Genomic DNA, 19,331 nt, shown 5'->3' with positions numbered 1-19,331 from the left:
CGGAGCCGCCCCGCTCGCAGCCCCTCCCCCGCCAGGAGACGCCATGGCCGACCCGTACCCGCATGCCCACCCGCCCGCCCAAGAGCGGCGCCACCGCCCCGGCACGGTCTTCGCCGTCGTCAACGCGGCCGCGTTCACCGTCCACCTGGTCCTCGCCTGCGCCGCCCCCGGCGTCCTGGCCACTCGTGTCTCGGGCGAGACCCCCGCCGGCGTGCCGGTGCTGTTCCTCCAGGTCCTCCTGCTGGTGTGGACGGCGGTGCGGTACGACCGATGAACTCACCCACGCGTCCGGACACGGAGCTCCTCCTCGCCGCGTCCGGCGCCCTCGACCGGGACGCGCGCGAGCTGGTTCTCATCAGCTTCCTGGCCTTCATCGTCCCCATCCTGTTCATCTGTGTCCTCAGCGGAACCGAGCGGGACCGTGTCGACGACTTCTACACGGCGGGCCGCACACTGCGGCCTTTGCGCGGGGCGCTCGTCCTCGCGGGCGTCTACCTGTCCGCGGCCACGGTGCTGGGCACCACCGGAAGCGTCGCGGTCTACGGCTACGACGGCCTGCTCATCGCCCTGTGCACCGTGCTGTCCCTCGGAGTGCTCCTCCTGCTGGCCGCTCCCCTGCGCCGGCGCGCCGGCTACACCCTGGGCGACACGCTCGCCCTGCGCGCCCCCGGGCCCGCGGTCCGGATCGCGGTCGCCGTCGTCACCCTGAGCATCTGCGTCCCCTACCTGGTCGTCCAGCTCTCGGGTGCCGGGGTGACCACCACGGCCCTGCTGGGCCTGTCCGGCCCCGGCGTCGAACAGACGGCCATCGTCATGATCGGTGCGCTCGTCGTCTGCGCCACCGTCTTCGGCGGTATGCGGGGCACCATCGTCATCCAGGTGATCAAGACGGTGGTGCTGCTGGGCGCCGCGGCGGCCTTGACGGCCGTGCTCCTGCACCGCTTCGGCTGGGACACCGACTCCCTGATCGGCGCCGCCGCTCAGGGCAGCGGCCGACCCGACGCCTACCTGCGCCCCGGCCTGCGGTTCGCCACCGGCTCCGGTCCGCAGGGCACGCTGGACCTCATCGGTCTGATGGTCACCATCGTGCTGGGGGTGGCCTGCCTGCCCCACGTGACGATGCAGCTCGGCGCGGCCCGCGACGCGGCGGCCGCGCGCCGCACCGTGCGCCACACCATCGGCATCGTCGGCGCCTTCTGCGTCGCCGCGGTCCTGATGGGGCTCGGGGCCGCCGCGCTGGTCGGCGCGCCTGCCATCGTGGAGGCCGATCCCGGCGGCAACAGTGCGCTGTTGCTGCTCACGGCGGTACTCGCCGGCGGCTCGGCCACCGGCACGAGCGGCGCGCTGCTCGTCGCGCTGGTCTCCTCCGCGGTCTTCCTCACCACCCTGGCCGTGGTCGCGAGCGTCACCCTCGCGGCTGCCGGGGCCATCGCGCACGACCTGTACACGCAGGCGCTGCGCCAGGGGCGCACCACGGAAGGTCGCGAGGTGGCCGCCGCCCGCTGGTCGTCCGCCGGGGTGGGGGCGCTGAGCATCGCCCTGGCGGTCGCGGTACAGGGGTGGAACGTGCAGTTCCTGTCGGTCCTCTCGCTGGCGGTGGCGGCCTCCAGCCTGCTGCCGGCGCTGGTGTACTCGCTGTTCTGGCGGGGCTTCAACCGCACCGGGCTGCTGTGGTCCCTGTACGGCGGCCTGGGGTGCGCCGTCGGGCTCCAGCTCTCCAGCCCGGTGTTCTCCGGCTCGGCCGCGGCGCTCTTCCCGGACCGGCACTTCGACTGGTTCCCCCTCCAGACGGTCGTCCTGGTATCGCTGCCCGTGGCGTTCCTGCTCGGTCTGCTCGGCAGCGTCGGGGGACGGCGGCGGGCCCCCGCGGCCCGGGAGCGCCACCACGCGGAACGAGCGAACGGGCGGAACGGGCGGAACGGGCGGAACGGGCGGAACGGGCCGGAGGGGCGTGACGGCCAGGGGCGGCTGACGCGCGCCCTGGAAGGTGGGCGGTGCCGCCGGCGGACCGAGGTGGCTACGCCGCGGTTCCCGTGGCGAAGCGGACGAAGCCGGCGGCACGGGGGGAGATCGTGAGCGAGCACTGCTCGCCGACCGCCGAGCGCACGGCTGCCGCCACTTCGGCGTCCGGCTCGCCGAACACCTCGAAGCGCTCCACCGCGCAGTGCTCCATCACTTCCTGGATGTGCGGGTCGGCGAGCCTCCAGTGCGCGCGTACCGCGTCGGAGTCCCGAAACAGCTGGAAGCTGTGCGCGAGCATCCGCTCCTCGTCGATGAAGGTCTGCACCATCAGCTGCGGCCCGTGCTGTCGCGCGAACTCCACCGCCCGCGCGATGGCACCGCGGAAGCCTTCCAGGTGGCCGTCGGTGATGCGCATGGTGTTGCGGAAGAGGAGAATTCCGTCGTCATGTGTGGTCATGGCTCAACCGTGGACCCTCAAGTCCGCTTGAGGTCAAGCGTCCGTCTCCGCCGGACTCCCGGCGCCATCGCGCCCCTGACCGCTGTCCGCCCCGGCTGTCGTCGGCGGGCGCGCCAGCCGACGACGCGCGACGGCCTTGGAGAGAACAACACGCTCTCCAAGGCCGGACGTCGACGACACCGCCACCCTCGTCACGCCGCACTGCCGGGCGCTATGCCCTCGTCGGCGCGGAACGGTTCAGCGGGTGGTGAGCATTCCTTCGCGCAGCCGCTTCAGCGTGCGGGACAGGAGCCGGGACACATGCATCTGCGAGCAACCGAGACGCTCGCCGATCTGGGACTGGGTGAGCTCCTCGACGAACCGCATGTGGATGATCTGCCGGTCACGGTCGTCCAGCTCGGCGAGCAACGGGGCCAGGGCGTGGAAGTCCTCCACGAGTTCCATGGCGGGGTCCTCGGCGCCGATGAAGTTCGCGAGGGCGGCTTCTCCGTCGTCGCTGTCGCTGTTGATGGCGGCGTCCAGCGAGCTGGAGTTGTAGCCGTTGGAAGCCAGGCGGGCTTCGACGACCTCTTCCTCCGTGAGGTTCATCAGGGTCGCCAGCTCCTTGACCGTGGGCGTGCGTCCCAGCCGGGTCCGCAGTTCCTCGGTGGCGCGGGCCAGCTCGACGCGCGCTTCCTGAAGGCGCCGGGGCACGTGCACGGCCCAGGAGGTGTCACGGAAGAACCGCTTGATCTCGCCGACGATGTACGGCACGGCGAAGGTGGTGAACTCCACCTCGCGCGTCAGCTCGAAACGGTCGATCGCCTTGATCAGGCCGATCATGCCGACCTGGACGATGTCCTCCATCTCGTCCGCGCCGCGGCTCCGGAACCGGCCGGCCGCGTACCGGACGAGGGACATGTTCATCTCGATCAGCGTGTTGCGGACGTCCTGGTACTCGGCAGTGCCCTCCTCCAGCACGGCGAGCCGATCGAAGAACGCCTTCGACAGCGCCCGGGCGTCCTTGGGGGCCACCCGCCGCGGGTTCGGGATCTCCGGCAGGGCCGCGGTACGGCTCCCAGGGGCTTTCACGTGCTGAGTCGTCGACATCACCGTCATGCTTCCCTCCCACATTTCTCGACCTCCGCCGTCGTCCCCCGACAAGCCGATGAGCCGCGCCTACCCAGGCTCCCCACACCCATGCCCCCCACTCTCACGCAGTTCGTGCCGCACCTCGCCCCCGTTCGCCGGAGCCACACTCCCCGAGGCCGCCCGGCCGTTCGGCATCGGGGAATGCCCTCGGGCTCAGTGGCGCTGCCGACGGCATGGATACGGAATGACTCGGCGCAGGGCCCCTGGGGCGACGAGATCCTCGCCGGGCCCGCCGCGCGAGAGCCCCGGCCTTCGTCCTGGTGACGGAGGACGAGTCGGCCCGGAGTCCTTTTTCACGCCATTCGCACGGCCCCCCCTTTCCATTCACCTGTGGCGAATTCAAGATCTCAGGATTCGGGGGCGGGGAGGATTTCAGGATCGCTCCTGACATGCTTCCTGATGCCGCCGAGACGCCGGTGACCCGGCCATCACCGGTGGTGCGCCTAAACGGGTCTCCGTCTCCATCGAGCGAGGGAGTGGCAGGGCGACGGGTCGTTCCCAGTGTCACCACGGGGCCGCGCCGGGGCATGGAGCGGGCACCGCGGGGCCGACCCCGGCCCGGAGCCGCGGCGGCAAGCCGGCAGGAGGCTCCGCCGGGCGGACGGGGGCAGCGGACGGTGCGCGAGCCGGCCAGCGGCGCGGCGATGAGCGGAGCGCCGACTCGCTCACCAAGGGTGGCCGTCGACAAGGGTGGTCCACTTACCTCCGCCGGAGAGAGCACCGAACCGAGGCCCGGTGATCGTCACGGGCCACCTCTGAAGTGAACAAGTCCATGAGTCGACAAACCCTGTCGCATTTGCCGGGGGTTGTCGCGCAGAGCGCGTTTTCCGGTTGCACACGGAGGGACGTGCAGAACCGATAAAACGCCCAAGGGTCCCCCGGATGGAGGGTCACGGCCACCCGGATGCCTCACATCCGGGGGATTCGGATATCCGTTAGCCCGGATATGACAGCCAAGCGTCCTCCGGACCACATCACCCGCAAGCCGGACAATGTCCCTTCATGGGCAGATGATTCCGTCGCCATGGGGCACTTTCTCTTCGTGCCGGGTTCCTCGCCTTCCGGGGGGACCAACGGGAGTCTCCGGGGGACCGGCGGGGCGGTCGCCCTGACGTGCTCGGCGCCGGCTCTGGAGGAGTTCGTGGCCGCCATGGCTCACCTGGAGCGAGAGTTCCTCAGCGCTTGGCGGGAGGCCGGCCTTCCGATACTGACCCCGGGGCGAACGGACCGCGGTCATGCGTGAACGGCGGGCCGGACAAGCGCCGGGCCCGGCTCGTGGCTTCCATCACCAGGCGGAGGACCGGCCTTGGGACCGGTCCGCGGTGCGGTCGGTGCCACAGGGCGCTTCCCATTCGCCGGACGCCCCGGACGGGTCGCCGGTGGCCGGGTGGGACCCGGCCGAAGAGCTTGGTTTCCTCCTCCAGGAGGCCATGCGGGCCGGTCCGGCGCCCTCACCCGTTCCGTCGCCGGACAGCGATAACCGCGCACACCGCTCCCCGCGCGCCGAAGGACTCGCCGACGTCACAGCCGGCCCGCCACCTGCGCGTCCCGCTCGGAACGGTCACCGCAAGGCTCGTCACACCGCGCTGCCCTGGGCGCGGGTGGCAGGCTCTGTCGTGACCTCGCTCGGGGCGGGGCTCGCCTGCGGTGTCAGCGTTTTCAGCGGTGTGATCGCGTACGACCCTCTGCTGCGTATCGCCGAGAACAGGGCCCCTGACAGCACGGTGGCATGGTGGCCGCTTCTCGTCTACGGACCTTGGGTCGCGGCGTCCCTGTCCGTCCTGCGTGCCGCCTTCCAGCGGCGCCGCGCCACGCACTCCTGGCTCGTCATTCTGTTCTTCTCGTTCATGGCGATACTGCTCTGCGCGGCACAGGCCGACCGGACTTACGCCGGCGTAGCGGCGGCCACCTTGCCCACCGCGGCGTCACTGACGTGCTTCCAGCAGCTGGCCCGCTCCATCACTCTCACCAAACCGCCCCGTAAGGCACTGCCCCGCCACCGTGCTGGACGCTCCTCCGCCCCCGCCCCCGCCCCCGGCCCCTACTCACCGTTCGTACCCCCACACGAGGAACGCCCGCCCTCGTGAATCCACCGGCTCCGGCCGGCCCCACCCCACCGGCCGCTCCGTTGCGACCGTGGCAGGGTTCCGGGACCGCGCCACGGGGAGGGCGGCCGCGGCGGCAGGGCTCGCCGACACGTGGGGCGGGGCGCCGGACCGCCCCCCCCGCCCCGCCCCGCCCCGCCCCGCCCCGCCCCGCCCCGCCCCGAGGACGGACGCCCTCCGCCGGGGAGCCCTACCCGCGGCCCCCGGCGGAGGCGAACCCCAGCCAGGTGTGGCGGTTACCCCACCAGCACCAACCGACCTTCGGGGCGTTGCGTCGTTCGCGGCCGTCCCGTCCCGTGCCGTTGCTGATCCAGATCGCCGGAGTGCGGGCGTCGAGTGCGCCGTTTGCCTTGCGCAGCCGGGAGCCGATCGTCATGAAGCAGCGGTTGCGCTCGAGTACCGCCGGCTGCTGGAGCACCCAGTGGATGCCTTCGGTGAGCAGCAGCGGGGTGCGATTCTGCTCGGTGAGGGCGGGCAGCGCCTCCTCCGGGCTCCAGTTGGCCATGTGGTCGCCGCGGTCGAGGCCGGTGACGACGTAGAGCGGGGCATCGGAGAGCTCGACGGTGCAGGGGACGAAGCCGTCGACGTCGGGCATGTCGGTGACGACGAAGCCGGGCTTGCCGTCATGACGGAGGAGGGGTGCGAGGACGGAGGCCGGCGCGCGGTCCGGGTGGACGGCCAGCAGGGCGTCACCGTCATCGCCGCCCGCTTCCTTGGCGAACCTGCGCAATTCGTCGGCGGGTATCCCCGCCGACTCGTGCACCCCGAGAGCGATCAGGTGCTCCGCCTGCGCGGCCAGCGGCGGGAGGGGCGTCACGGCGGCGGTGGTGGACGAGGTCTTGGACAACGCACTCCTCGGTTCGCGGTCGGCAGCAGTGGGCTTGAGGTCAACGACGCAACCGATCGGGATGTTCCCCGTACGCCGGCCCGCGACGGCGCGGGCGGGCAGCCGGGTACGGCTCGCCAGGAGCAGCGGTCCGGTCGGCGGTCGGCACGCCCGTCGCCCGGCGGGCAGCGCACCCGGCCGGCGAGCCGACGTCACCCGGCGGGTTCTGGGCTGTCCGCTTCGGGTTCTTCGGTGTGGTGGGCTCCGCTGCGCGTCGGCGTCGTGCCTGCCCGGCCCCCTCCCCCATCGACGCGCCGAAGGCGCGTGCTTGGGGCCCGGTCGCGTCCGCGCCACCCATCCAGCCCAAGCCGTCCGGTCCCGCCATTACCAGGCATATGCCATGGCGTTATGTGGTCGACCGCTGTCACCTCGCCCGTCGACCGGGCCGGCCGTGACCTGCCTGGTTGTCACATTTTCCAGCGTGGGAAGGACCTCGTTGTGCACGCGACACTCTGGCTTCTGCTTGCCTGCGGATCGACCTGTACGGTGCTCTCCGTCTTCTTGCCGTCACCGACCAGCAGGCTGCGGACGGTCGACGTCATCGAACTGCGCCGACGCCGTCGCCTCTTCGACGCCCTCGCGTCGAACACCCGCACCACGCACGACCACCGGACCGCTCCGAACGCGACAGCGGCCCATGCGTCGCCGCCCGGCGCCGCTGCGACCGGCCCTTCAAGCGCGCCGACTGCCTCCGAAGCGCCCCAGGAACGCGGACGTGGCGGACGGTAGGGGCGGCGGAGGCCCGTACACCTGCCCAGGACGCGGCTGCCGCTGCTTCCGGCGGTCGGCCGTCCGCTGCCGGCTGTCGGCTGTCGCCTGTCGGCCCGTTACCTTCGCACCCGGTCCGTGTGGAGTGCGGCGGCTGAGCCCGGCAGCCGTCCTCGGCACCGCTGCGGCGCATGGGGCCGCGACGCCCGAGGGCCCGTGTCCCCGTCCCCGCGACCTGGTTATGCCGGGGGTATGGGCAAGGTAGCGATTGGGTGTCGAGGTGGCGACATCGCATTGCTCAAGGCCCGGTCACGGGGTTGAACCACGCATGTGGACTCCTCACTACGCGGTACTGGACGAGGCCTACTGGCTCGATGCCGACGAACCCGCGTGCTCGTACTGCACCAGCCTGCTGTCCTGTGGTGATCGGAGCGACCAGGCGGGCGAGGCGGACGACCGACTGTCCGCCGCGCGGCAGGGGGCGGCCGGGACGTTCACCGGTGACACGGCCCCCGCCGTGCTGGCGGTCATGATCACCTGGTTGGTGGCGGTGACCACGCTGTCGGTGCTCCTGGCCTTCTCCCGCTGACCACCCCTCACCATCTCACCGTCTCACCGCCGCAAGCGCTGTAGCCCACGGTGCCGCCCTCCAGCGGGGAACCGTACGGAACGGCAGCCGGGAGGGCGTGATGGCGCCGGACGCCGGCGGAAGCCGAGTCGGCGCCCGGACACATGGCGAGGACCACCTCGCGCGGCGTGGCGGCGGGCGGGGGACGCGTGACGTTCCCCTCGGAAGGGGCGTCACAGGCCGGGCCGCTCCGGTGGCGGTCCCCAGGACGGTGGACGGACCGTGGTCAAGGGCAGGTCCCCCCGGGTGCCCCGGCTGTCACGCTCAGCGGTGCGCGGCACGTCGCTGCCGCGCACCACACGCGGTATGCGACACGCGGTGCATATCCCGGCCGGCCGCACCGTCGAGGTCTCCGCGGATGCCGGGGTCCGTCGGCACCACAGGATCGAGGAGAAGGAGGCGGTCCCGGTCAAGCTGAGCCACGCCGTCCTCAACTCCCCCGCACCTGAACCGCACGCGCCGGTGGTACGAACGCCACCTCGGCTTCCGTCTCTCCGGCACGCTCATCCACGGCACGACGAACAGCCGCCGCATATACAGCCAGCGGCAGATCGCCGAAGCCGAAAAGCAGGTACGGCCCCGCGCCCAGCGCATTCTCGGCCGCGCCACCCAGTCGTCCTGCCGCCCACCGCTCCGCGGAGCCGTCACCTCGCCGAACCCGGAGCGGGCCCATTCCACGCATCTGGATTACCGATTCAACAGAAGCCCTCCCGTCGAAGCGGAATCCCCGAAGACCACGGGACTCGGCGGCGAGCGGAACCCGCCGCCGCTGGAGCCCGGTGACGCCGTCACCCTCTCCGTCGAGGGCATCGGCACCGTCTCCGACACCGTCGCCCCGGGCGCCGATCCCGGGCCCCTGCCCGCCGGCCGGCGCCGTGACCGGAAGCGGCGGTGAGCGGCCGGTGAGCGGCCGCGCCCCCGGGGCCGCGGCGCCAGTGCCTGTGGGACCGGCGACGGCCGGCCGGGCGAGGACTCCGTCTCCACACCCCGCGGGATCGCGTCCCTGGTGGGCGAACCGCTCGACGGGGGCGGCGGCCCCCAGGCCCCCGGAGGTTCCCCGCCCTGCCCCCACGGACCGCGGACCGGACGGGTCTCCGTGAGCCTCCGCGAGCCTCCGCGCAACGATTGAATGCATTCAGGAACAGGGCGCTGACGCCTTGACCACGGAACATCCGTAAACCTACCCTTCAATGAAACGATTCACACCGCTGCCGCTGTCGCGCTCACCCGCCCACGGCCCGGTCCTCCGAGGTGACCATGACTGACATGCAGGCGGCCGTGAAGGCAGCCCTCAAGGCCCAGGCCGTCGAGACGCCCTCCTGGGCCTACGGCAACTCCGGCACACGCTTCAAGGTGTTCGCCCGGCCGGGAGTGCCCCGCACCCCGTGGGAGAAACTCGACGACGCGGCGAAGGTGCACGAGTACACCGGGGCCGCCCCGACGGTCGCGTTGCACATCCCGTGGGACCGCGTCGACGACTACGCCGCACTGGCCGCCTACGCCGAGGAGCGGGGCCTGCGCCTGGGCACGATCAACTCCAACACCTTCCAGGACGACGACTACCGGCTCGGCAGCGTGTGCCACCCGGACGCCAGGGTCCGTCGCAAGGCCGTGGACCACCTGCTGGCGTGCGTGGACATCATGGAGGCGACCGGCTCCCGGGACCTGAAGCTGTGGTTCGCGGACGGCACCAACTACCCCGGGCAGGACGATGTCCGCGAGCGTCAGGACCGGCTGTCCGACGCGCTGCGGGAGGTGTACGACCGGCTGGGCGACGGTCGACGGATGCTGCTGGAGTACAAGTTCTTCGAGCCCGCGTTCTACACCACCGACGTCCCCGACTGGGGCACCGCCTACGCCCACTGCCTGAAGCTCGGCCCCCGGGCCCAGGTCGTGGTGGACACCGGGCACCACGCTCCGGGCACGAACATCGAGTTCATCGTCGCGACGCTGTTGCGCGAGGGGAGGCTCGGCGGCTTCGACTTCAACTCCCGTTTCTACGCCGACGACGACCTCATGGTGGGCGCTGCGGACCCCTTCCAGCTGTTCCGGATCATGTACGAGGTGGTCCGGGGCGGGGCCCTCCCGTCCGACGTCGCCTTCATGCTCGACCAGTGCCACAACATCGAGGCGAAGATCCCCGCCATCATCCGCTCGGTGATGAACGTCCAGGAGGCCACGGCCAAGGCGCTCCTGGTGGACCGCGAGGCGCTGACCACGGCTCAGCGGGCCGGCGACGTACTGGGGGCGAACGCGGTGCTGATGGACGCCTACAACACGGACGTACGCCCGCTGCTGGCCGAGCTGCGGGAGGAGTCGGGGCTCGACCCGGACCCCGTCGCCGCCTACCACCGCTCGGGCTGGGCGCGGAAGACCGCCGAGGAACGCGTCGGCGGCGAACAGGCCGGCTGGGGCGCCTGAGCGGCGCGCTCGTCACGGGCGGGCGCCCCTCCCCCGCGCTCCCTCCCCCGCGTTCCCGCCTCCGCACCCTCCTTCCCCACCCCTACCCTCCCCACCGCTCGAAGGACGGACCACATGTCTTCCGCACTCCATCCCGCGCCCGCGGCGCTCCTGGCGCGCTCGCACCGCCTGGGCGCGGACCCCCGCAACACCAACTACGCCGGCGGCAACGCCTCCGCGAAGGGGACCGCCACGGACCCCGTGACCGGTGGCGACGTCGAGCTGATGTGGGTCAAGGGCTCGGGCGGCGACCTCGGCACGCTCACCGAGTCCGGGCTCGCCGTCCTGCGTGTGGACCGCCTGCGGGCGCTGAAGGACGTGTATCCGGGTGTGGAGCGCGAGGACGAGATGGTCGCCGCGTTCGACTACTGCCTGCACGGCAAGGGCGGTGCCGCCCCCTCCATCGACACCGCGATGCACGGCCTGGTGGACGCTCCGCACGTCGACCACCTCCACCCCGACTCGGGCATCGCCCTCGCCTGCGCGGCCGACGGTGAGAAGCTGACCGCCGAGTGCTTCGGCGACACGGTGGTGTGGGTGCCCTGGCGCCGCCCCGGCTTCCAGCTCGGCCTCGACATCGCCGCCGTCAAGGCGGCCAACCCCCGGGCCATCGGCTGCGTCCTGGGCGGTCACGGCATCACCGCCTGGGGCGGGACGTCCGAGGAGTGCGAGCGCAACTCGCTGCACATCATCCGCACCGCGGAGGCGTTCCTCGCCGACAAGGGCCGGCCCGAGCCCTTCGGTCCGGTGATCGAGGGGTACGAGGCGCTGCCGCCGGCCGAGCGCCGGGAACGGGCCGCGGCGCTCGCGCCCCACGTCCGGGCCGTGGCGTCGCGAGACCGGCCGCAGGTCGGCCACTTCACCGACTCCGACACCGTCCTCGACTTCCTCTCCCGCGCCGAGCACCCGCGCCTGGCGGCTCTCGGCACGTCCTGCCCCGACCACTTCCTCCGCACGAAGGTCAGGCCACTGGTCCTGGACGTGCCTCCCGGAGCCCCGCTGGAGGAGGCGACGGCGCGCCTGGAGGAACTGCACGCCGCCTACCGCGAGGAGTACTCGGCCTACTACGCGCGGCACGCGACCCCCGGCTCGCCAGCGATGCGCGGAGCGGACCCGGCGATCGTCCTCGTGCCGGGTGTGGGCATGTTCAGCTTCGGCAAGGACAAGCAGACGGCGCGTGTGGCCGGCGAGTTCTACGTCAACGCGATCAACGTCATGCGCGGCGCCGAGGCGGTCTCCGCGTACGCCCCGATCGAGGAGGCGGAGAAGTTCCGCATCGAGTACTGGGCCCTGGAGGAGGCCAAGCTCCGGCGCATGCCGCGGCCCAAGCCGCTGGCCTCGCGGGTGGCGCTGGTGACGGGTGCCGGCAGCGGCATCGGCAAGGCCATCGCGCGGCGGCTGGCGGCCGAAGGGGCGTGCGTCGTCATCGCGGACATCGCCGCCGACGGCGCGCGGGCGGTGGCCGACGAGCTCGGCGGCCCGGACCGGGCCGTCGCCGTCACCATGGACGTCACCTCCGAGGAGCAGATCACCGAGGCGTTCAAGGCCGCGGTGCTGGCCTTCGGCGGGGTGGACCTGGTCGTCAACAACGCGGGCATCTCCATCTCCAAGCCGCTGCTGGAGACCACGGCGAAGGACTGGGACCTCCAGCACGACATCATGGCGCGTGGCTCCTTCCTGGTCTCCCGGGAGGCCGCCCGCGTCATGATCGCGCAGCGGCTGGGCGGCGACCTGGTGTACATCGCCTCCAAGAACGCCGTCTTCGCGGGGCCCAACAACATCGCGTACTCGGCGACCAAGGCCGACCAGGCCCATCAGGTCCGTCTGCTGGCGGCCGAGCTCGGCGAGCACGGCATCCGCGTCAACGGCGTCAACCCGGACGGTGTGGTGCGCGGTTCGGGCATCTTCGCCGGCGGCTGGGGTGCGCAGCGCGCGGCGGTGTACGGGGTGGAGGAGGACAGGCTCGGCGAGTTCTACGCCCAGCGGACCCTGCTGAAGCGCGAGGTCCTGCCGGAGCACGTGGCGAGCGCGGTGTTCGCCCTGACCGGCGGTGACCTCACGCACACGACCGGGCTGCACATCCCGGTCGACGCCGGCGTGGCCGCCGCGTTCCTGCGATGAGCACGAGGAGTCCGGTGCGGTCGTACGCGGCCGTCGACCTCGGCGCGTCCAGCGGGCGCGTCATCGTCGGCCGGGTCGCGACCGGCCGCGCCGGGGACGCGTCACTGGACCTGACGGAGGCGCACCGCTTCCCCAACCGGCCGGTGCGGCTCGCCGAAGGGCTGCGGTGGGACGCTCTCGGGCTCTACGCCGGGGTCGTCGCGGGGCTCCGCGCGGCCGGGCCGGTCGATTCGATCGGTATCGACAGCTGGGCCGTCGACTACGGCCTGCTCGACGCGGACGGGGCACTCCTCGGCAACCCGGTGCACTACCGGGACGGCCGCACCGAGGGCGTGGCCGCGCGGGTGTGGGAGCGGATGCCGGCGGCCGAGCTGTACGCGGCGACCGGGCTCCAGTACGCGCCGTTCAACACGCTCTACCAGCTGGTGGCGGCCCGGGGCACCGTGCCGTTCACCGCCGCCCGGCGCCTGCTGCTGATCCCCGACCTGATCGCGTACTGGCTCACCGGGCGCCAGGGCACCGAGCTCACCAACGCCTCGACCACCCAGCTGATCGACCCGCGCACCGGCGACTGGGCCCGGGACGTGGCCGGCCGGCTGGGCATCGACCTCTCCCTGTTCGCGCCGCTGCGGCGCCCGGGGGACCCGGCGGGCACCCTCCTGCCCCATGTGCGGGAGGAGACCGGGCTGGCCGGCCCCGTGCCGGTGACCACCGTCGGCTCGCACGACACCGCTTCGGCGGTCGCCGCGGTACCCGCGGCGGACGGGGAGCGGTTCGCGTACATCTGCACGGGCACCTGGTCGCTCGCGGGCCTGGAGCTGGACGCCCCGGTTCTCACCGAGGCGAGCCGCGCCGCCAACTTCACCAACGAGCTGGGGCTCGACGGCACCGTCCGCTACCTGCGCAACATCATGGGGCTGTGGCTGCTCCAGGAGTGCCTGCGGGACTGGGGCTCACCTGATCTGGCGCCCCTGCTGCGCGAGGCGGCCGGGGTGCCGCCGCTGCGGTCGGTGGTCGACGCGGGCGACCCGGGGTTCCTCGCGCCCGGCCGGATGCCACGGCGCGTCGCGGACGCGTGCCGTGCGACGGGCCAGCCCGTGCCCTCCACCCCCGCGGAGGTCACGCGCTGCATCCTCGACTCCCTGGCGCTGGCCCACCGGCGGGCGGTCGAGGACGCGCAGCGGCTCGCGGACCATCCCGTGGACGCCGTGCACGTGGTGGGCGGCGGGGCCCGCAACGCGCTCCTGTGCCGGCTCACCGCCGACGCCTGCGGCCTGCCCGTGGTCGCGGGGCCGGCCGAAGCCGCCGCACTGGGTAACGTCCTGGTGCAGGCGAGAGCGGGGGGTCTGGTCGGCGACCTGGCCTCGATGCGCCGCCTGGTCGCCGGGACACAGCCGCTCAAGCGTTACGAGCCGACGGGTGACCGGGCGGCCTGGGACGCGGCCGCCTGCCGGATCACCCGGCGCTGACCCTCCGGGTGGGCGTGGAACCTGACGGCCACGCCCGCCCGGAGCCCACCGACCGACAGCTAGGAGCCGCGATGCGTGTCGCCCTCTTCCTCACCTGTGTCAACGACACCCTCTATCCGGACACCGGGCGCGCCGTCGTGAAACTGCTCACCAGACTGGGCGTCGACGTCGATTTCCCGACCGCCCAGACGTGTTGCGGACAGGCGCATTACAACACCGGCTACCGCCACCAGGCCGAGCCGCTGGCCCGCCGTTTCGCGCAGGTGTTCGGCGGCTACGATGCCGTCGTGACCCCGTCCGGTTCCTGCGCCGCCATGGTCAGGGAGCTGTATCCCCGCATGGGAGAGCGTGCGCGGGCCGAGGGCCACGGCGACGCGCTGGCCCGGGCCGTCGCCCCCGTCGTACCGAAGACGTACGAACTGACGGAGTTCCTGGTCGACGTCCTGGGCAGGACCGACGTCGGGGCCTGTTACCCGCACACGGTCACCTACCACCCCACCTGTCACGGTCTTCGCTCGCTCGGCCTGGGCGACCGCCCCTACCGCCTCCTCCGTGCGGTCAGGGGGCTGGAGCTGCTCGAACTGCCGGGCGCGGACGAGTGCTGCGGGTTCGGCGGGACCTTCGCCGTGAAGAACCCCGACGTGTCGGCCGCCATGGGCGCCGACAAGGTCGCGAACGCCGCCGCCACCGGCGCGCGGGTCCTGTGCGCGGCGGACAACTCCTGCCTGATGCACATCGGGGGCACGATGACCCGTCAGGGCGCGGGTATGAAGGCGGTGCACATCGCCGAGATCCTGGCGAGCACGGAGGACGATGTCCCGGCGGGCGCGGAAGGTGAGGTCCTGTCATGAGCGGAACCTTCGTCGGCATGCCGGCCTTCCCCGAGGCTGCCCGTGAGGCCGTGCGGGACACCACCCTGCGCGGCAACCTCCGGCACGCCACCCGCACCATCCGCACCAAGCGCGCCGCGGCGGTGGCGGAGCTGTCCGACTGGGCGGAGCTGCGCGAGGCGGGCCGCCGCATCAAGGACCACACGCTGCGCCACCTCGACCACTACCTGCTGCAGCTGGAGCGGGCCGTCACGGCGGCGGGCGGCACCGTGCACTGGGCGGTGGACGCGGCGGAGGCCAACCGCATCGTCACCGACCTGGTGAAGGCCACCGGTGAGCGGGAGGTCGTCAAGGTCAAGTCGATGGCCACGCAGGAGATCGGGCTCAACGAGGCACTCGCCACCGAGGGCATCCGGGCGTACGAGACGGACCTCGCCGAACTCATCGTCCAGCTCGGCGAGGACCGCCCCTCGCACATCCTCGTGCCCGCCATCCACCGCAACCGCGGCGAGATCCGCGACCTCTTCCGCTCCGAGATGGGCCACTGGGGCAGGCCCGCGCCCGCGGACCTCTCCGACCGGCCCGCGGACCTCGCCGAGGCGGCGCGGCTCCACCTCCGTGAGAAGTTCCTGACCGCCAAGGTCGCCGTCTCCGGGGCGAACTTCATGGTCGCGGAGACCGGCACGCTGGTCGTCGTGGAGTCGGAGGGCAACGGGCGCATGTGCCTGACCCTGCCCGAGACCCTCATCTCGGTCGTCGGCATCGAGAAGATCGTGCCCACGGCACAGGACCTGGAGGTCTTCCTCCAGACGCTGCCCCGCTCGTCCACCGCCGAACGGATGAACCCCTACACCAGCATGTGGACGGGGACGACCGACGACGACGGCCCGAGCGCCTTCCACCTCGTCCTGCTGGACAACGGACGCACCGACACCCTCGCCGACGAGGTCGGCCGGCAGGCACTGCGCTGCATCCGCTGCTCGGCGTGCCTCAACGTCTGCCCCGTCTACGAGCGGGCCGGCGGGCACGCCTACGGCTCGGTGTACCCGGGGCCCATCGGCGCGATCCTCACCCCGCAACTGCGCGGCACGGACAGCGACATCGACGCCTCCCTCCCGTACGCCTCCTCGCTGTGCGGCGCCTGCTACGAGGTGTGCCCCGTCGCCATCGACATCCCCGAGGTCCTGGTGCATCTGCGGGAACGTACGGCCCAGGGTGGCGCGGCCACCCGAGCGGGCGCCGAAGTCGTCCTCAAGCCCGCGAAGGGGCGCGCGGCCGAACGCGCCGCCCTGCGGGCCGCCCGCTGGGCGCTGACCCACCCCGGCGCCCTGCGTGCGGGCCAGCGCCTCGTCTGCCGCACCCGGCGACTCCATCCCGCCCGCCTGCCCGGCCCCGGCCGCGCCTGGACCGCCACTCGCGACCTGCCACCCGTACCGGCGGAGCCCTTCCGCGACTGGTGGCTGCGCACGAACGGCGGAAAGGACACGACGTGACGAACAGCCGAGACCTCGTCCTGGCCCGCGTACGACAGGCGTTGGGCGTTGCTCCGGACGCGATGCCGGCACCGGCACCGGCGCCGTACGAGCCTGCTGTCCCGCGCAGCTACCTGCGGGAGCACGGCGTACGCGGGGCCGAGGAGACGGTGGACCTGCTCGCCGGCAACCTGACGGACTACCGGGCCAGGGTGCACCGCTGCGCACGGGCCGATGTGGCCGACACGGTCGGGGCACTGCTGGCCGCCCGGGGCGCCCGCACCGTCCTCGTCCCGCCGGGTCTGCCCGACGCCTGGCTGCCGGGAGGCATCATCGTGCGGCGGGACACCGCGGACAGCACGCCGCACGACCTCGACCGGGTGGACAGTGTCATCACCGGTTGCGCCGTCGCCATCGCCGAGACCGGCACCATCGTGCTGGACGGCGGTCCCGGGCAGGGGCGCAGGCGGATCACGCTCATCCCCGACCACCACATCTGTGTGGTCGAGGTCCCGGCGCAGGTCGTGTCGTCCGTGCCCCGGGCACTCGAACGCCTCTCCGTGACCCGGCCGCTCACCTGGACCTCCGGGCCGTCGGCCACCAGCGACATCGAGCTGGACCGGGTCGAGGGCGTCCACGGCCCGCGCTCGCTGGACGTGGTCCTGCTGCTCGGCTGACCCGCCCCGGTACGCGACCGGAGCCGGGACGATCGGCACCGTCCCAGCCGGTACCGGTGCCGCGCGGACCATGACCAGAAGCCCGAGCACGGCCCGGCTCCCGGTCCGCAGCCTGCGGCGCGTGCCGCACGGGACCGCGACACCGCGACCGTGCTGCGGCCCCCGCGCGCTCGTGCTCGGCCAGGCTCCTGGGAGCTCGGTCACACCCGCGGCGCGGGCGTCACCACGCCCCCTTGCCGCAGTGGCCGCCGGTCAGGCAGACCCGGAAGTTGAGGCCGTTGAGGCCGCTGTAGTCGCCCGCGAACGAGCCACCGTTGGCGGCGGTACGGATGGGACCCCAGTTCTTGTTCTTCCACTTCGCCTGAAGGATCACCCACTTCTTGTCCTTCGCGTGGTCGTAGAAGTCGCCTCAGAAGCTGCCGTAGTAGGACTTGCCGTTCGCGCTCTTTCCTCCCGTTTGTCGTTCCTCCTGCGGCGCCGCTGGTCACGCGGAGCCACGAGGACGAAAGTACGGGCAGGGAGCGCCGAGGACATCCGGTCACGGTTTGACGTCCTGTTCGATCCAGCGCGGTAGCGGCGGGCGGTCCTGCAACCCGCGCGGTACGACGGCCGGTTGGCCCCTGCACGGAGCAGCAGCTCATGGCGCCCCACCGGCCTCCGCCCCCCGGGCAGGCCGCCGCCGACGCGGCCGTCGCTCGGGAACGGTGGCCCACGGCGCGTGGAGCGGCTCCGGAATCCGGTCCCGGCAGCACGCGGCCCCCCCGCTCCAGCCCCTGTCCCGAATCCCGCGCCGGACGGGGCGGCGCGCCGGACCGGGGCCATGGCGTGCCCCGCGTACTCCCACTGAGGATCATTCGACCACCGGGCGCCGACTCCACGGAAGCGAGGGACGATGAAGGACGACATCGCGGGCGCCGACCCGCCCGCCGGTCTGAAGCCCGACGCGATCGGCTTCACCGACGCACTCGTCATCGGGCTGAACTCGACTTCCCCCGCCTACTCGCTGGCGGCGGTCATCGGCCCGATCGTCGCACTCGTGGGTGTCCACGCCCCCGGCGTCCTCGTCGCCTCCTTCGTACCGATGCTCCTGATCGCGTCGGCGTTCCACCACCTCAACAAGGCCGACCAGGACTGCGGCACCACCTTCTCCTGGGTCACCCGGGCGATGGGGCCCTGGGCCGGATGGCTCGGCGGCTGGGCCGTGGCGATGACCGGTGTGCTGGTCATCGGGTCGCTCGCCGACGTCGCGGTGGCCTTCGGTCTGCTCACCGCCGGCCTCGACGGCCTGGCGGGGAACGACCTGGTACGCCAGGGACTGGCCGTGCTGCTCATCCTGACCATGACCGGGGTGTGCGTCGTCGGTACCGAGGCCTCGGCCAGGGTGCAGAACGTCCTCATCCTCGCGCAGGTCGCCTGCCTCCTCGCGTTCGCGGTCGTGGCTCTCTACCGCGTGTACGCCGGGACCGCGACGCTCGGGTCACTCACGCCCGCGCCGGGCTGGCTGAACCCGTTCGGTGCGGGAGGCGCGGCGCTGACGGGTGGCCTGCTGCTGGGGGTGTTCACCTACTGGGGCTGGGAGTCGGCGGTCAACCTCACCGAGGAGGTGAAGGGACCCACCGGCGCGCCCGGCAAGGCGGGCGTCTGGTCGACCGTCGTGCTGCTGGTGACGTACGTGTCGGTCGCCTTCGCCGTGGTGGCCTACGCCGGAACCGCCTTTCTGGCCGACAACGCCGACGAAGGGGAATACGTCTTCTCCCTGCTCGCCGGGTACGTCATGGGCGGGTGGGACTGGATCGTCCTCCTGGCCGTCTCCACCTCCGCGGTGGCCTCGACACAGACCACGATCATCCCCGCCTCGCGCACCGTGCTGTCCATGGCCCGCCGCCGGGCTCTGCCGACCCCTCTCGCCCGCGTCCATCCCCGCTTCCGCACCCCGCACACCAGCACCTGGTCGGTCGCCGCCGTGGCCATTGCCTGGTACCTGGCGGTGAACCGGATCAGTGCCAACGCCCTCTTCGACTCGCTGACGGCCCTGTCTCTGCTCATCGCGTTCTACTACGCGCTCACCGGCGTGGCCTGCGCCGTCTATTACCGCCATCACCTGACGCGGAGCCTCCCCGGTTTCCTCTTCATCGGCGCCGGGCCGGTCACCGGCTCCCTGCTGCTGACCTGGCTGCTCGTCGAGGCCGTCATCGACATGGCGGAACCCGAGAAGAGCTACAGCGGCGTCTCCTGGTTCGGCCTCGGCCCGCCCCTCGTCATCGGCCTCGGCATCATGATCACGGGCGTGGGCGTCATGCTGCTGCTGCGCCGGTCCTCCGCCGCCTACTGGGCCGAACGGCCCGGAGTGGCCGCCCGCGCAGCCGTGCGCGGTACGGGATCCACCCGGTGCCGTCGCCACGGGACGTGACGAGTGTGGAGCGGC

General features: G+C 72.4%; 15 protein-coding genes and 2 pseudogenes. 13 read left to right on the top strand and 4 right to left on the bottom strand.

What is annotated here, in order from left to right:
• The first annotated feature begins 43 nt into the window (after positions 1-43).
• Together ABD347_RS07335 and ABD347_RS07330 are read left to right on the top strand one after the other, a co-directional pair.
• Entirely contained in the window at positions 44-274 is a 231-nt protein-coding gene (locus ABD347_RS07335) for a hypothetical protein (RefSeq protein ID WP_344357986.1), read from the top strand.
• Positions 271-2,076 carry a sodium/solute symporter gene (locus ABD347_RS07330; protein ID WP_344357984.1) on the top strand — a complete coding sequence of 602 codons (1,806 nt, stop codon included), beginning with the start codon at positions 271-273 and terminating at the stop codon, positions 2,074-2,076. Before ABD347_RS07335 ends, ABD347_RS07330 begins: the two co-directional genes overlap by 4 nt.
• Here the strand turns inward: ABD347_RS07330 and ABD347_RS07325 are convergent.
• Together ABD347_RS07325 and ABD347_RS07320 are read right to left on the bottom strand one after the other, a co-directional pair.
• Positions 2,018-2,419 carry a hypothetical protein gene (locus tag ABD347_RS07325; protein ID WP_344357982.1) on the bottom strand — a complete coding sequence of 134 codons (402 nt, stop codon included), beginning with the start codon at positions 2,417-2,419 and terminating at the stop codon, positions 2,018-2,020. The genes ABD347_RS07330 and ABD347_RS07325 overlap by 59 nt on opposite strands.
• A 237-nt stretch (positions 2,420-2,656) precedes the next feature.
• On the bottom strand, positions 2,657-3,517 hold the full coding sequence (locus ABD347_RS07320) for an RNA polymerase sigma factor SigF (RefSeq protein WP_344357979.1): 861 nt from the start codon (positions 3,515-3,517) through the stop codon (positions 2,657-2,659).
• 1,649 nt (positions 3,518-5,166) lie between these two features.
• Here ABD347_RS07320 and ABD347_RS07315 point away from each other — a divergent pair.
• Entirely contained in the window at positions 5,167-5,637 is a 471-nt protein-coding gene (locus tag ABD347_RS07315; protein WP_344357977.1) for a DUF2637 domain-containing protein, read from the top strand.
• Between the two features lie 208 nt (positions 5,638-5,845).
• Here the strand turns inward: ABD347_RS07315 and ABD347_RS07310 are convergent, their stop codons facing one another.
• Positions 5,846-6,502 (bottom strand): DUF5701 family protein, encoded by a 657-nt coding sequence (locus ABD347_RS07310; RefSeq protein ID WP_344357974.1) that lies wholly within the window; start codon positions 6,500-6,502, stop codon positions 5,846-5,848.
• A 1,075-nt stretch (positions 6,503-7,577) separates the two neighbouring features.
• On the opposite strand from ABD347_RS07310, the gene ABD347_RS07305 reads away from it, so the two are divergent.
• From ABD347_RS07305 to ABD347_RS07265, 9 genes and pseudogenes are all read left to right on the top strand, one after another.
• A complete protein-coding gene (locus ABD347_RS07305; protein ID WP_344357971.1) occupies positions 7,578-7,838 on the top strand; it encodes a hypothetical protein in 261 nt (86 codons plus the stop codon).
• Positions 7,839-8,210: 372 nt separating this feature from the next.
• Positions 8,211-8,382: pseudogene (locus ABD347_RS07300) on the top strand (VOC family protein); the annotation flags it as partial.
• A gap of 234 nt (positions 8,383-8,616) precedes the next feature.
• Positions 8,617-8,772, top strand: a pseudogene (locus ABD347_RS07295) (fumarylacetoacetate hydrolase family protein); the annotation flags it as partial.
• Between the two features lie 362 nt (positions 8,773-9,134).
• Positions 9,135-10,298, top strand: coding sequence for an L-rhamnose isomerase (gene rhaI / locus ABD347_RS07290; RefSeq protein WP_344357968.1), 1,164 nt, complete (start codon positions 9,135-9,137; stop codon positions 10,296-10,298).
• A 114-nt stretch (positions 10,299-10,412) separates the two neighbouring features.
• A complete protein-coding gene (locus ABD347_RS07285) occupies positions 10,413-12,458 on the top strand; it encodes a bifunctional aldolase/short-chain dehydrogenase (protein ID WP_344357966.1) in 2,046 nt (681 codons plus the stop codon).
• Positions 12,455-13,927: a rhamnulokinase gene (locus ABD347_RS07280; protein ID WP_344357965.1), complete on the top strand. Its 1,473-nt coding sequence runs from the start codon at positions 12,455-12,457 to the stop codon at positions 13,925-13,927. Before ABD347_RS07285 ends, ABD347_RS07280 begins: the two co-directional genes overlap by 4 nt.
• Positions 13,928-13,998: 71 nt before the next feature.
• Positions 13,999-14,778: a (Fe-S)-binding protein gene (locus ABD347_RS07275; RefSeq protein WP_344357963.1), complete on the top strand. Its 780-nt coding sequence runs from the start codon at positions 13,999-14,001 to the stop codon at positions 14,776-14,778.
• Positions 14,775-16,250 (top strand): lactate utilization protein B, encoded by a 1,476-nt coding sequence (locus tag ABD347_RS07270; protein WP_344357960.1) that lies wholly within the window; start codon positions 14,775-14,777, stop codon positions 16,248-16,250. The genes ABD347_RS07275 and ABD347_RS07270 overlap by 4 nt, the downstream gene beginning before the upstream one ends.
• Positions 16,251-16,312: 62 nt before the next feature.
• Positions 16,313-16,906 carry a LutC/YkgG family protein gene (locus ABD347_RS07265; RefSeq protein WP_344358263.1) on the top strand — a complete coding sequence of 198 codons (594 nt, stop codon included), beginning with the start codon at positions 16,313-16,315 and terminating at the stop codon, positions 16,904-16,906.
• Between the two features lie 220 nt (positions 16,907-17,126).
• Here ABD347_RS07265 and ABD347_RS07260 read toward each other — a convergent pair whose 3' ends face one another.
• Positions 17,127-17,279, bottom strand: coding sequence for a hypothetical protein (locus ABD347_RS07260; RefSeq protein ID WP_344357957.1), 153 nt, complete (start codon positions 17,277-17,279; stop codon positions 17,127-17,129).
• A 519-nt stretch (positions 17,280-17,798) separates the two neighbouring features.
• On the opposite strand from ABD347_RS07260, the gene ABD347_RS07255 reads away from it, so the two are divergent.
• On the top strand, positions 17,799-19,316 hold the full coding sequence (locus ABD347_RS07255) for an APC family permease (protein WP_344357954.1): 1,518 nt from the start codon (positions 17,799-17,801) through the stop codon (positions 19,314-19,316).
• Positions 19,317-19,331 lie beyond the last annotated feature (15 nt).

The organism is Streptomyces gobitricini (genome assembly GCF_039532985.1).
Taxonomy (GTDB): Bacteria; Actinomycetota; Actinomycetes; order Streptomycetales; family Streptomycetaceae; genus Streptomyces; species Streptomyces gobitricini.
Note: the sequence above shows the minus strand (reverse complement) of the source record. Positions and strands in the feature narration are given on the sequence as shown.